The organism is Paenibacillus sp. GP183 (assembly GCF_900104695.1).
Taxonomy (GTDB): domain Bacteria; phylum Bacillota; class Bacilli; order Paenibacillales; family NBRC-103111; genus Paenibacillus_AI.
In genome coordinates, this window is the sequence record NZ_FNSW01000001.1 from 3,572,125 (window position 1) to 3,586,341 (window position 14,217).

The window sequence follows — 14,217 nt, forward strand, 5'->3', positions numbered from 1 at the left end:
ATGTTTATACATTTAGGCAGCGATAAAATTATCAGGGCTTCAGAGCTGATTGCTATCTTTGATCTTTCGATTGAGAAATCCTCGAAGATTTCCAAGCAATTTATTCAACAGGCCAATAAGGATAAACGGATTGAGGTCATTGGGGAGGAAGAATGCAAATCCCTGGTTGTGACGCTTAATAAAGTATATTATTCTCCTATTTCTTCCACGACGCTCAAAAAAAGAGCGCATCAATTATTAACGTACTAACCGGTTACAACTATAAAGAAGCAGGTGAAGGATATCATGTCTTTGAATCAAAATACGTATGATGAGAGTCAGATTCAAGTTCTGGAAGGATTAGAGGCTGTGCGTAAGCGGCCGGGTATGTATATCGGTTCAACCAGCAGCCGGGGACTTCATCATCTCGTTTGGGAGGTTGTCGATAATAGTATCGACGAAGCTTTAGCCGGACATTGCACCAAAATTGATGTCATTATTCACAAGAACAACAGTGTAACTGTGATCGATAATGGCCGCGGAATTCCGGTTGGAGAGAATGTCAAATTGAAAAAGTCCACGCTGGAGGTTGTTTTAACCGTCCTTCATGCCGGCGGAAAGTTTGGCGGCGAGGGCTATAAGGTATCCGGCGGTTTACACGGAGTAGGTGTTTCAGTTGTGAACGCTTTATCCGAGAAACTGGTCGCCCAGGTAAAGAGAGAAGGCAAAATTTATCAACAGGAATATCACCGCGGGGCTCCGCAGTATGATATCAAGGTGATTGGAGAAACCGAGGAAACCGGCACTCAGATTACGTTTACGCCGGATCACGAGATTTTTACGGAAACTACGGAATTTGATTATGATGTGTTGCAGGCACGTATCCGAGAGCTCGCTTTTTTAAATAAAGGACTGGAAATCAATCTTCTTGACGAGCGAACCGACGCTGCCCATACCTTCATGTACGAAGGCGGGATTGTATCCTTTGTCGAGTTTTTGAATCGGAATCGGGAACCTGTCAATCAGGATCCGATCTATGTAGAGGGCACCAAGGACAATATCAATATCGAAATCGCGCTTCAGTACAATGACAGCTATACGGAAAATATTTATTCATTTGCCAACAACATCAACACGCACGAAGGCGGAACGCATGAATCTGGCTTCAAAAGCGCCTTGACGCGGATTTTAAATGATTATGCCCGTAAATCGAACACGATCAAGGATAATGATTCCAACCTCTCCGGAGAAGACGTCCGTGAAGGGCTTGCTGCGATTATTTCGGTTAAAATTCCAGAACCGCAATTCGAAGGCCAGACGAAGACGAAGCTTGGCAACAGTGAAGTCCGCGGTATCGTTGAATCGCTATTTGCTGAAAAATTGCAGGAATTTTTAAATGAAAATCCAGCTGTAGCCAAGAAGATCATGGAAAAAGGCGTTCAAGCTGCCAGAGCGAGAGAAGCTGCGCGTAAAGCGCGGGAATTAACACGGCGCAAGAGCGCATTGGAAGTAAGCTCTCTTCCTGGTAAGCTGGCCGACTGTTCTTCCAAAGATGCTTCAATCAGCGAAGTTTACATCGTGGAAGGAGACTCAGCAGGCGGCTCAGCCAAGCAAGGGCGCGATCGTCATTTTCAAGCGATTCTTCCGCTGCGCGGTAAGATTCTGAACGTTGAGAAAGCGCGTTTGGATAAAATTTTATCCAATACGGAAATTCGTGCGATCATTACAGCTCTGGGCACCGGCATCAGCGATGATTTCGATATTGCCAAGGCAAGATATCACAAAATCGTCATTATGACCGATGCCGATGTCGATGGCGCTCATATCAGGACCCTGTTGCTTACATTCTTTTACAGATACATGAGGAAGCTGATTGAAGTCGGCTATGTATATATTGCACAGCCTCCGCTCTATAAACTCGAAAGAAATAAAATCGTTCGTTACGCCTATAATGATAAGCAAAAAGATGCCATCATGCAGGAATTTGGCGAGGGCAGCAAAGTGAGTACTCAACGTTATAAAGGTTTGGGAGAAATGAATCCGACACAGCTATGGGAAACGACCATGGATCCGGACAGCCGTACATTCCTGCAGGTAACGATTGAAGATGCTATTGATGCCGATACGATCTTCGATGCCCTGATGGGAGACAATGTGGAGCCTCGCAGAGATTTTATTCAAGAGCATGCGAAGTATGTAAAAAATCTAGATATTTAACTTTTGACTATGCTTACGAAGTCAGTTTCAGGAGGATCAAAGAATGTCCGAAGAAATACGTTCACAAGTGAAAGAAATCGACATCGGATCGGAAATGCGCACCTCTTTTATGGACTATGCGATGAGCATTATTGTAAGTCGTGCCCTTCCTGATGTCAGAGATGGCCTAAAGCCGGTTCACCGCCGAATTTTATTCGCAATGTCAGAGCTTGGCATGTCTCCGGACAAACCTTATAAAAAATCGGCGAGAATCGTCGGAGAGGTCATCGGTAAATATCATCCGCACGGTGACAGCGCTGTATACGAAACCATGGTTCGTATGGCCCAGGATTTCTCACTGCGCTATATGCTGGTCGACGGCCACGGTAACTTTGGTTCCATTGATGGCGACATGGCTGCAGCTATGCGTTATACGGAAGCCCGCCTTTCCAAGATTGCTATGGAATTGATTCGTGATATCAATAAGGAAACGATAGATTATAAACCCAACTATGACGGCGAAGAGAATGAGCCTGTAGTATTTCCTTCGCGGTTTCCCAATTTATTAGTAAACGGTAGCTCAGGTATTGCAGTTGGGATGGCGACCAATATTCCTCCGCACAATCTGGGGGAAGTCATTGAAGCATTGCAGCTGTTAATTAAGAATCCACAGATTGGACCCATGGATCTCATGCAATCCATTAAAGGCCCTGACTTCCCTACCGGTGGATTTATTCTCGGCCGCGAAGGCATTAAACAAGCTTATGCAACAGGTAGAGGCTCAGTGACCATGCGGGCCAAAGCAGTTATTGAAGAAGTGAATAACAAAGCAAAAATTCTTGTGCACGAGCTTCCTTATCAAGTGAATAAAGCTAGATTAATTGAGAAAATAGCCGAGCTTGTTCGTGAGAAGAAAATAGACGGCATCACCGATCTTCGTGATGAATCCGACCGTAATGGAATGCGGATTGTGATTGAACTTCGCAGAGATGTGACGCCAAGTGTTGTGCTCAATAACTTGTACAAACAAACGGCCATGCAGTCCAATTTTGGTATTAATATGCTGGCTCTGGTGAACGGGGAACCCAAGGTTCTCAATTTGCGCGATATGTTATTCCATTATTTGAAGCATCAGCAGGAAGTTATCCGCCGCCGGACCGAATATGATCTGAAGAAAGCGGAAGCCCGCGCTCATATTCTGGAAGGCTTGCGTATTGCTTTGGATCATCTGGATCAAGTCATTGCGCTCATTCGTGCTTCACAGACAACCGATGAAGCCAGAGAAGGGCTCATCAGCACATTCAGCCTAAGTGTAGATCAAGCCCAAGCGATTCTCGACATGCGTCTGCAGCGCTTAACCGGCTTGGAGCGGGAGAAGATTGAAAGCGAATATGCCGAGCTGCAGAAAAAAATTGCCGAATACAAGGCGATACTCTCCGATGAGCAGCTGATTCTCCAGATCATCAGTGAAGAGCTGAATGAAATTAAAGAAAAGTTCGGCGATGATCGACGTTCCGAAATTACGATCGGCCTGGAAAGCATCGAAGACGAAGACCTGATCCCTCGTGAGGATGTCGTCATCACGATTACGCATACCGGTTATATCAAACGCCTGCCGGTTACGACCTACCGCAACCAGAAGCGCGGCGGCCGCGGAGTTGTAGGGATGGATACGAAGGATAATGACTTTGTTGAGCATCTTTTTGTAACCAATACCCATCATTATTTGATGTTCTTTACGAACAAAGGTAAGGTCTATCGGTTAAAGGCTTATGAGATTCCGGATTTAAGCCGCACAGCCAGAGGGACACCGATCATCAACCTGATCCAAATTGAACAGGGTGAAATCGTCAATGCCGTAATTCCTGTGGAGAGCTTTGAATCCGAACAATATCTCTTCTTCGCGACTACGCAAGGAATTGTGAAGAAAACGCCGATAAACGATTATTCGAATATCCGTAAGGGCGGGTTAATTGCCATTCACTTGCGAGAAGACGATGATCTAATCGGAGTCAAGCTCACAGACGGAAATAAAGCCATCATCATGGGCACCAAGCTTGGCATGTCGATTCACTTCCCTGAACAGGATGTACGGTCGATGGGAAGATCAGCCACCGGCGTAAAAGGCATTTCCTTGGTGGAAGATGATGCGGTAATCGATATGGACGTCGTGGCAGAACACAACAGTGTGTTGATCGTCACCTCGAAGGGCTTCGGTAAACGTACGCTTGTTTCGGAATACCGGATTCAATCCCGCGGGGGTAAAGGGATTAAGACGCTAAATGTAACTGCCAAGAACGGTCCCGTAGTCGGCCTTAAGATTGTTGATGATGAAGAAGATTTGATGATTATTACTGCTCTGGGTACCGTCATTCGTACAAGTATGTCCGGCATATCCATGATGGGCCGAAACACGCAAGGAGTTCGATTGATCAACATCAGAGACGATGATGAAGTAGCAACCTTGGCTCGTGTTCAAAAAAGTGACGATCCCAATGACCTTTTGGATGAAACAGACGAAATGGATGATCAAGAATAGTAAAAAATTTCAAGGATGGGACTTACAAACCCATCCTTTTTGTTTTACAATAATAGTACAAGAAGAAGTAAGGTGTGTGAGTATTTGTGCCTATGATGGCTGTAGCTCAATTGAAGTATGGTGAAAGACTTAGTGAAAATGTGCTTACGAAGCTCGGAAACATCCTTTTTTATAAAGGTAAGGTGGTTTCGGAAAGAGATATCGAAATTCTCAAGGCATTTCTCATTCAATCGGTCCCTATCGAATCCAAAAATGGTGCAGATAATGAAGAGCTTGTAGAGGAGTCAAAAACAAAAGAAGATGCGATCGTGATCCATCCTTTTTATTTGGAATACCACAACATGCTGAACTTGTTAAGGCATGTATATAATCTTGCCAATGGCGGTCAAAGTCTTCCTATCTTAGATATCCGAACAAGATTGGAAGCTCTACTTCTACATATTGAACAATATAAGGTACTTACCTTTTCACCGAGAAATGCCAATATAGGCGATTATATTTATCATAAAAGCATCATGGTGAGCCTCTCCTCTTATACGTTAGCCAAATGGATTGGAGTCCCGCAAAAGGATTTGCTGCAAGTTGCGCTTGGCGGTTTGCTTCATGATATAGGTAATGTGAAAGTAGATCAACTCATTTTGGCCAAAAAGAAAGCTTTGACCCATTCTGAAATGGATGAAGTGAAGAAGCATACAATTGCCGGTTATGCCATTCTGAAGAATGTCCCCGCTCTCACGGAAGGTGCCAAATTGTGCGCCCTGCAGCATCATGAACGGGAAGACGGCTCCGGGTATCCGCTGGGTGTAAAAAGTGATAAGATCCATTCCTTCGCTAAAATAGTTGCTATTTCGGATATTTATCATGCTATGACCAATGATCGGGTTTATAAGTCAAGTATGTCGCCTTACTTGGTCTTGGAGCAATTGTTTACCGAATCTTTCGGGAAATTGGATCCTTCCATGGTTCAAGTATTTATTAATAGAACCACTCAGTTCGGCCATGGCACGCTTGTTAAGCTAAGCGACAATCGTGTTGGAGAGATTGTTTTCTCCGATCGATCGAATCCTACCCGCCCTTGGGTCAATGTGAATGGATCCATTGTCAACTTAGCTACGGAAAGAACCTTGTTTATCAAAGATGTCATAGGTCTTATTTAATAGCGATATATTTGCTTGTCCATCGTTCACGTACATAAAAAGTCCCTCTGCGCGGGGGGATTTTTTTGTTATTGCAATGACATAGGCATCCGTGCTAATATATAAAAGTTGCCGCTAAAAAAGAAACATGAACAATTGCAGCGTTGGAACAGAATACGATCTGGAAAAACATACAAGTTGCTATTGAGCTGGCGCCATGATATATTAGTCATCCGGCTTTCGAAAGAGAGTCGCTGAAGAGAGAGTTATTGTTCTTTGAAAACTGAACAACGAGTGAAGAAGCGATCGGCCTTAGGCCGATCAAAAACGAGGGAAATCTCAGCTATGAGATCAACTCAAAACGAGAGAAATCTCGCCAGTTTTTAAATTTTGAGCTGTTTAAGCTTGAGAATAAAAGCCGTTGTTACTTCGGTAATGATGCAACTTTATTGGAGAGTTTGATCCTGGCTCAGGACGAACGCTGGCGGCGTGCCTAATACATGCAAGTCGAGCGGATTTATTCCTTCGGGGATGAGTCAGCGGCGGACGGGTGAGTAACACGTAGGCAACCTGCCTGAAGGATCGGGATAACTATCGGAAACGATAGCTAAGACCGAATAATTGGCGCTTTCGCATGAAGGTGCCATGAAACACGGAGCAATCTGTGGCCTTTGGATGGGCCTGCGGCGCATTAGCTAGTAGGTGAGGTAACGGCTCACCTAGGCGACGATGCGTAGCCGACCTGAGAGGGTGAACGGCCACACTGGGACTGAGACACGGCCCAGACTCCTACGGGAGGCAGCAGTAGGGAATCTTCCGCAATGGACGCAAGTCTGACGGAGCAACGCCGCGTGAGTGATGAAGGTTTTCGGATCGTAAAGCTCTGTTGCCCTAGACGAACGAGTCAGAGAGTAACTGCTCTGGCTGTGACGGTATAGGAGAAGAAAGCCCCGGCTAACTACGTGCCAGCAGCCGCGGTAATACGTAGGGGGCAAGCGTTGTCCGGAATTATTGGGCGTAAAGCGCGCGCAGGCGGTTCAGTAAGTTGGATGTTTAAAGCCGGGGCTCAACCCCGGTGCGCATCCAAAACTGGTGGACTTGAGTGTAGGAGAGGAAAGTGGAATTCCACGTGTAGCGGTGAAATGCGTAGAGATGTGGAGGAACACCAGTGGCGAAGGCGACTTTCTGGCCTATAACTGACGCTGAGGCGCGAAAGCGTGGGGAGCAAACAGGATTAGATACCCTGGTAGTCCACGCCGTAAACGATGAGTGCTAGGTGTTAGGGGCTTCGATGCCCTTGGTGCCGAAGTTAACACAGTAAGCACTCCGCCTGGGGAGTACGCTCGCAAGAGTGAAACTCAAAGGAATTGACGGGGACCCGCACAAGCAGTGGAGTATGTGGTTTAATTCGAAGCAACGCGAAGAACCTTACCAGGTCTTGACATCCCCCTGAATAGTTTAGAGATAAGCTAGGCCTTCGGGACAGGGGAGACAGGTGGTGCATGGTTGTCGTCAGCTCGTGTCGTGAGATGTTGGGTTAAGTCCCGCAACGAGCGCAACCCTTGATGTTAGTTGCCAGCGAGTAAGGTCGGGCACTCTAACGTGACTGCCGGTGACAAACCGGAGGAAGGTGGGGATGACGTCAAATCATCATGCCCCTTATGACCTGGGCTACACACGTACTACAATGGCCGGTACAACGGGAAGCGAAGGAGCGATCTGGAGCGAATCCTTAGAAGCCGGTCTCAGTTCGGATTGCAGGCTGCAACTCGCCTGCATGAAGTCGGAATTGCTAGTAATCGCGGATCAGCATGCCGCGGTGAATACGTTCCCGGGTCTTGTACACACCGCCCGTCACACCACGAGAGTTTACAACACCCGAAGTCGGTGGGGTAACCCGCAAGGGAGCCAGCCGCCGAAGGTGGGGTAGATGATTGGGGTGAAGTCGTAACAAGGTAGCCGTATCGGAAGGTGCGGCTGGATCACCTCCTTTCTATGGAGACTTGAGCGCTGCGATGCGCTCAGTCAAGAAGGCTTAGCCTTCACAAACTTCTTCTTCACTCGTTGTCAGTTTTGAGAGGGTAATGCCTTTCAACCTTTGTTCCTTGAAAACTAGATAGCGAAACGAACAAAAAGCGTGAAACTTAGAGCGTGACAACCTAACGGTTGCACGTAAATCCTTTAAGCATCATTTGTGTCACAACAAATGAATGTTTCTAGAAACCGCTGAGCAATCAGCATGGTTAAGCTAGAAAGAGCACACGGAGGATGCCTAGGCACTAGGAGCCGAAGAAGGACGTGGCGAACGACGAAATGCCTCGGGGAGCCGTAAGCAGGCTTTGATCCGGGGATGTCCGAATGGGGGAACCCGGCTGCGGTAATGCGCAGTCACCACTATCTGAATTTATAGGATAGTTGGAGGCATACCCAGGGAACTGAAACATCTAAGTACCTGGAGGAAAAGAAAACAAAAGTGATTCCGTCAGTAGCGGCGAGCGAACGCGGAGAAGCCCAAACCAGGGAGCTTGCTCCCTGGGGTTGTAGGACGTCAACATGGGGTTAGCTTGGTAGGTGAAGAGGTCTGGAAAGGCCCGGCAAAGAAGGTAAAAGCCCTGTAGCCCAAACCAAGCGAAACCCCTAGACGGATCCTGAGTACGGCGGGACACGTGAAACCCCGTCGGAATCCGGCAGGACCATCTGCCAAGGCTAAATACTCCCTAGTGACCGATAGTGAAGCAGTACCGTGAGGGAAAGGTGAAAAGCACCGCGGAAGCGGAGTGAAAAAGAACCTGAAACCGTGTGCTTACAAAAAGTCAGAGCACTTTCTATGTGTGATGGCGTGCCTTTTGTAGAATGAACCGGCGAGTTACGTTTGCATGCGAGGTTAAGTTGAAAAGACGGAGCCGCAGCGAAAGCGAGTCTGAATAGGGCGCATGAGTATGCAGGCGTAGACCCGAAACCGTGTGATCTACCCCTGTCCAGGGTGAAGGTGAGGTAACACTCACTGGAGGCCCGAACCCACGAATGTTGAAAAATTCGGGGATGAGGTGGGGGTAGCGGAGAAATTCCAATCGAACTCGGAGATAGCTGGTTCTCCCCGAAATAGCTTTAGGGCTAGCCTCGGATAATGAGTTGTGGAGGTAAAGCACTGATTGGGTGCGGGGCCCGCCAAGGGTTACCAAGTCCAGTCAAACTCTGAATGCCACAAACTTAGATCCGGGAGTCAGACAGTGAGTGCTAAGATCCATTGTCAAGAGGGAAACAGCCCAGACCATCAGCTAAGGTCCCCAAGTGCGTGTTAAGTGGGAAAGGATGTGGAGTTGCCCAGACAACCAGGATGTTGGCTTAGAAGCAGCCACCATTGAAAGAGTGCGTAATAGCTCACTGGTCGAGTGACTCTGCGCCGAAAATGTAACGGGGCTAAACACGCCACCGAAGCTATGGCTCGTGCAAACAAGATTTGCACTTGGGTAGGGGAGCGTTGTATGTACGTTGAATTCTGACCGTGAGGACAGGTGGAGCGCATACAAGTGAGAATGCCGGTATAAGTAACGAAAAGATCAGTGAGAATCTGATCCGCCGAAAGCCTAAGGTTTCCTGAGGAAGGCTCGTCCACTCAGGGTAAGTCGGGACCTAAGGCGAGGCCGAAAGGCGTAGTCGATGGACAACAGGTGGAAATTCCTGTACCACCGCAGCCGTTATGAGTGATGGAGTGACGCAGAAGGGGAAAGACGCGAGCGGATGGAAGAGCTCGTCCAAGCAGTGAGGCTGGTGTGCAGGTAAATCCGCACATCGATAAGGCTGGGCTGTGATGGGGAGGGAAAATTACAGTACCGAAGGTCATGTACTCAAGCTGCCAAGAAAAGCTTCTAGCCAGGCGAAGGTGCCCGTACCGCAAACCGACACAGGTGGGCGAGAAGAGAATTCTAAGGCGCGCGGAAGAACTCTCGTTAAGGAACTCGGCAAAATGACCCCGTAACTTCGGGAGAAGGGGTGCCTCGGTAGGGTGAATAGCCCGAGGGGGCCGCAGTGAAAAGGCCCAAGCGACTGTTTAGCAAAAACACAGGTCTGTGCGAAGCCGCAAGGCGAAGTATACGGGCTGACGCCTGCCCGGTGCTGGAAGGTTAAGAGGAGTGGTCAGCCGCAAGGTGAAGCTATGAATTGAAGCCCCAGTAAACGGCGGCCGTAACTATAACGGTCCTAAGGTAGCGAAATTCCTTGTCAGGTAAATTCTGACCCGCACGAATGGCGTAACGACTTGGGCGCTGTCTCAACGAGAGATCCGGTGAAATTTTAATACCTGTGAAGATGCAGGTTACCCGCGACAAGACGGAAAGACCCCATGGAGCTTTACTGCAGCTTGATATTGGACTTGGGTACGATCTGTACAGGATAGGTGGGAGCCGTAGAAGCCTGAGCGCCAGCTTAGGTGGAGGCGCCGTTGGGATACCACCCTGATCGTACCTAGGTTCTAACCTGGTACCGTGATCCGGTATGGGGACAGTGTCAGGTGGGCAGTTTGACTGGGGCGGTCGCCTCCTAAAATGTAACGGAGGCGTTTAAAGGTTCCCTCAGAATGGTTGGAAATCATTCGCAGAGTGCAAAGGCATAAGGGAGCTTGACTGCGAGACAAACAGGTCGAGCAGGGACGAAAGTCGGACTTAGTGATCCGGTGGTACCGAATGGAAGGGCCATCGCTCAACGGATAAAAGCTACCCTGGGGATAACAGGCTTATCTCCCCCAAGAGTCCACATCGACGGGGAGGTTTGGCACCTCGATGTCGGCTCATCGCATCCTGGGGCTGAAGTAGGTCCCAAGGGTTGGGCTGTTCGCCCATTAAAGCGGTACGCGAGCTGGGTTCAGAACGTCGTGAGACAGTTCGGTCCCTATCTGTCGCGGGCGCAGGAAATTTGAGAGGAGCTGTCCTTAGTACGAGAGGACCGGGATGGACGTACCGCTGGTGTACCAGTTGTCTCGCCAGAGGCATAGCTGGGTAGCTATGTACGGAGGGGATAAGCGCTGAAAGCATCTAAGCGCGAAGCCCCCCTCAAGATGAGATTTCCCAATCAGTAAGACCCCTTGTAGACGACGAGGTAGATAGGTTCGAGGTGGAAGTGGGGCAACCCATGCAGCTGACGAATACTAATCGGTCGAGGGCTTAACCTAAGAGCTTTCCGGAGGAAAGCTGGCTTCGGAAGCAAAATCTAAGTCAACACACACGCTAATGTTCGTTTCGCTGCTAGTTTTCAGGGAGCAAGCCTGCCTGAAAAAGTTATTGATGTTTCTTGGCAGAAACATTCCGTTTGGTGACGATGGCGGAGGGGAACCACACGTTCCCATCTCGAACACGACCGTTAAGCCCTCCAGCGTCGATGGTACTTGAACCGCAGGGTTCTGGAAGAGTAGAACGTTGCCAAGCAAAAAAGAGTTTTTCTGGTAATTTTTCCAGAAAGACTCTTTTTTTGTTATGCTACGTTGCGCCTATTTAACTCATACTACCCTATAAAGGAGGGGTTTTATGAGACTCAAGCCAAACAATACCGCCAAGCACTGGGTTCGGTCATCGACGAATAGGGAAGCTGCTTTTTTAACCATGCTGGTTTTTGCAATATTAAGCCTGGTCTTGTCGGGTTGTACTGCGCAAAATAAGGCTGATTACAAGCCGCCATTGCCATCTTCGATGGACCTTCCCAATCGCCCAGCTTCAACCTTAACGAAAGCTACGCCTGCTCAAATACTTGTCAAGGGCATTTACGTATCGGCACATTCCTTACATAGCGAGAAATTTAATCAACTGCTTCACTTAGTGGATACAACCGATTTAAACGCCATGGTGATTGATCTCAAAACGGATTCGGGTCAAGTGACTTATCCCTCAATTGTTCCTTTGGTGAAGGAGATCGGAGCGAACAGCAACCTCCTGATTCCAGATCTCAAGGAGAAGTTAAAGCTGCTTAAGAGCAAGCAGATCTATACAATAGCGCGGGTTGTTGTTTTTAAGGACCCCTATTTAAGTAACCGTAAAAACAATTTTGCGATCAGAAGCAAGTCCGGTGCTGTTTGGAGAGACAACAAAGGCGTCTCCTGGGTGGATCCCTATAAAGAAAAGGTTTGGGATTATAATATTGACATTGCCCAAGAGGCGGCTGAGATGGGTTTTGATGAAATCCAATTCGATTATGTGCGTTTCCCGGAAAATGGCCGTAAGATGGATGAAGAAGTTCATTTTGAACAGACTCATGGCTGGTCCAAGGCTCAAGTGATTGAAGCTTTTCTCAAGAGGGCGAAATCCCAAATAGGTACCAAAGCGATAGTGTCCGTTGATGTTTTCGGCTTAACGACATCGTCGCAGCAGGATATGGGTATTGGACAGGAGTGGTCGCTGATCAGTAAAGAGGTGGATGTGATCTCCCCGATGCTGTATCCCTCGCATTACTCCAAAGGAATATATGGCATTGCAAATCCGGATTTGCAACCTTATTTGGTGATTAACAGGGCGGTTGCGGATGCCAGGAAGAAAAATGAGCAATTGCTTCAATCCAAACAAAGCGCTGCGAGGATCAGGCCCTGGTTTCAGGATTTTACAGCAACCTGGGTGTACCCTCATAAAAACTATGGTCTTCTGGATGTCAAAGAACAAATTAAAGCGGCCCACGAACAAGGGATTGATGAGTTTCTTTTATGGAATTCCCATTGCACCTACTCCTATCGCTAATCGCAAAGCAACCACCGAAGTAGAAGGAAAAAATCGACATAGAGCTTTCCCTTGACATTAAAAATAAGCTTTTGTTACTATTGCATATAATATATAGGCGAAAGAGGAGGTATTTATCGTAGTGAGGGAGGACAAGTTTGGCAAGGAAGGGTTAACGTTTGACGATGTGTTGCTGGTGCCAAGGAAATCGGACGTGTTCGGTAAGGAAATCGATGTAACGACGGTGTTGTCCCCTAATGTGAAATTAAACATACCTTTTATCAGCTCTGCCATGGACACAGTGACGGAAGCTGCTCTTGCCATCGCCATAGCTCGTGAAGGCGGTATTGGTATTATTCATAAGAACATGTCTATTGAACAGCAAGCGGAAGAAGTGGATCGTGTGAAGAGATCGGAGAGCGGAGTTATCACGAACCCATTTTCTTTAACACCGGACCATCATGTTTACGATGCTGAAGCTTTAATGGCCAAATACCGGATCTCGGGTGTACCGATTGTGAATGAGGAACATAAACTCGTGGGTATTTTGACGAATCGGGATTTGCGCTTTGTTCATGACTATTCGATCAAAATTAAAGAAGTGATGACTCATGATGAATTAGTCACGGCTCCAGTTGGGACAACGCTTCAACAAGCAGAGGGCATTTTGCAAAAGCATAAAATTGAAAAACTGCCTCTAGTCGATGAGAATAACGAGTTAAAAGGGCTAATAACGATTAAAGATATTGAAAAAGCGATCCAGTTCCCTAACGCGGCGAAAGACCCTCAGGGGCGTTTATTAGTGGGTGCAGCGGTTGGGGTATCCAAAGATGTCATGGAGCGCTCAGCCGCTCTGGTGAAGGCAGGAATCGATGTTATTGTCGTAGATTCCGCTCATGGCCATCATATTAACATTGCTGACACTGTAAGAAAACTCAGAAATCAATATCCGGAGCTGCCTATCATAGCAGGAAACGTAGCAACAGGAGACGGTACCCGTGATCTGATTGAAGCAGGCGCGTCCATGGTTAAAGTCGGTATTGGACCGGGTTCAATATGTACGACTAGGGTCATTGCCGGTATCGGTGTACCTCAAATTACGGCGATTTATGACTGTGCGGAAGTAGGAAGAGCCTATAATGTACCCATTATTGCGGACGGCGGGATCAAATATTCGGGTGATGTCGTAAAAGCTATTGCTGCTGGAGCGAGCGCTGTGATGATCGGCAGCCTTTTTGCAGGAACGGAAGAGAGCCCGGGTGAACAAGAGATTTTCCAAGGCCGCAGATTCAAGGTATATCGGGGCATGGGTTCGCTAGGTGCGATGAAAGACGGCAGTAAAGATCGTTATTTTCAAGAGAATGAAAGCAAGCTTGTTCCGGAAGGCATTGAAGGACGAGTCCCGTATAAAGGAGCTTTAGCTGATACGATCTACCAGCTGGTTGGTGGGTTGAGATCAGGCATGGGCTATTGCGGAGCTAGAACCGTTCAGGAACTTATACATGATACACAGTTTGTGCGCATCACGGGTGCCGGCCTTAGAGAGAGCCATCCGCATGACGTGCAAATCACCAAAGAATCCCCTAACTATTCATTATAAAATAAAGCAGTTCGAAATGAAGGCAGAGGAATGAACCTTTGTCTTCTTTTTTTTGTCTACTAGGGTGTGTTA

The 14,217-nt window shown here is 47.6% G+C and carries 6 protein-coding genes and 3 rRNA genes; all 9 read left to right on the forward strand.

Annotated elements, in window-relative coordinates:
* The 9 genes from remB (at position 1) to guaB (ending at position 14,145) form a co-directional block, all read left to right on the forward strand.
* Entirely contained in the window at positions 1-249 is a 249-nt protein-coding gene (gene remB, locus BLV33_RS17620; RefSeq protein ID WP_090794551.1) for an extracellular matrix regulator RemB, read from the forward strand.
* Positions 250-285: 36 nt separating this feature from the next.
* On the forward strand, positions 286-2,196 hold the full coding sequence (gene gyrB / locus BLV33_RS17625; RefSeq protein WP_090794553.1) for a DNA topoisomerase (ATP-hydrolyzing) subunit B: 1,911 nt from the start codon (positions 286-288) through the stop codon (positions 2,194-2,196).
* Positions 2,197-2,239: 43 nt separating this feature from the next.
* Positions 2,240-4,714 carry a DNA gyrase subunit A gene (gene gyrA / locus BLV33_RS17630; protein WP_090794555.1) on the forward strand — a complete coding sequence of 825 codons (2,475 nt, stop codon included), beginning with the start codon at positions 2,240-2,242 and terminating at the stop codon, positions 4,712-4,714.
* 86 nt (positions 4,715-4,800) lie between these two features.
* Entirely contained in the window at positions 4,801-5,871 is a 1,071-nt protein-coding gene (locus BLV33_RS17635) for an HD-GYP domain-containing protein (RefSeq protein WP_090794558.1), read from the forward strand.
* A 425-nt stretch (positions 5,872-6,296) separates the two neighbouring features.
* Positions 6,297-7,843 (forward strand): 16S ribosomal RNA (locus BLV33_RS17640).
* Between the two features lie 248 nt (positions 7,844-8,091).
* A 23S ribosomal RNA gene (locus BLV33_RS17645) occupies positions 8,092-11,017 on the forward strand.
* A gap of 136 nt (positions 11,018-11,153) precedes the next feature.
* Positions 11,154-11,270, forward strand: a 5S ribosomal RNA gene (gene rrf / locus BLV33_RS17650).
* Together the 16S, 23S and 5S rRNA genes form the textbook arrangement of a ribosomal RNA operon.
* Positions 11,271-11,369: 99 nt before the next feature.
* On the forward strand, positions 11,370-12,566 hold the full coding sequence (locus BLV33_RS17655; protein WP_253187098.1) for a putative glycoside hydrolase: 1,197 nt from the start codon (positions 11,370-11,372) through the stop codon (positions 12,564-12,566).
* Between the two features lie 121 nt (positions 12,567-12,687).
* Positions 12,688-14,145: an IMP dehydrogenase gene (gene guaB / locus BLV33_RS17660; protein ID WP_090794560.1), complete on the forward strand. Its 1,458-nt coding sequence runs from the start codon at positions 12,688-12,690 to the stop codon at positions 14,143-14,145.
* The last annotated feature ends 72 nt before the right edge of the window (positions 14,146-14,217 follow it).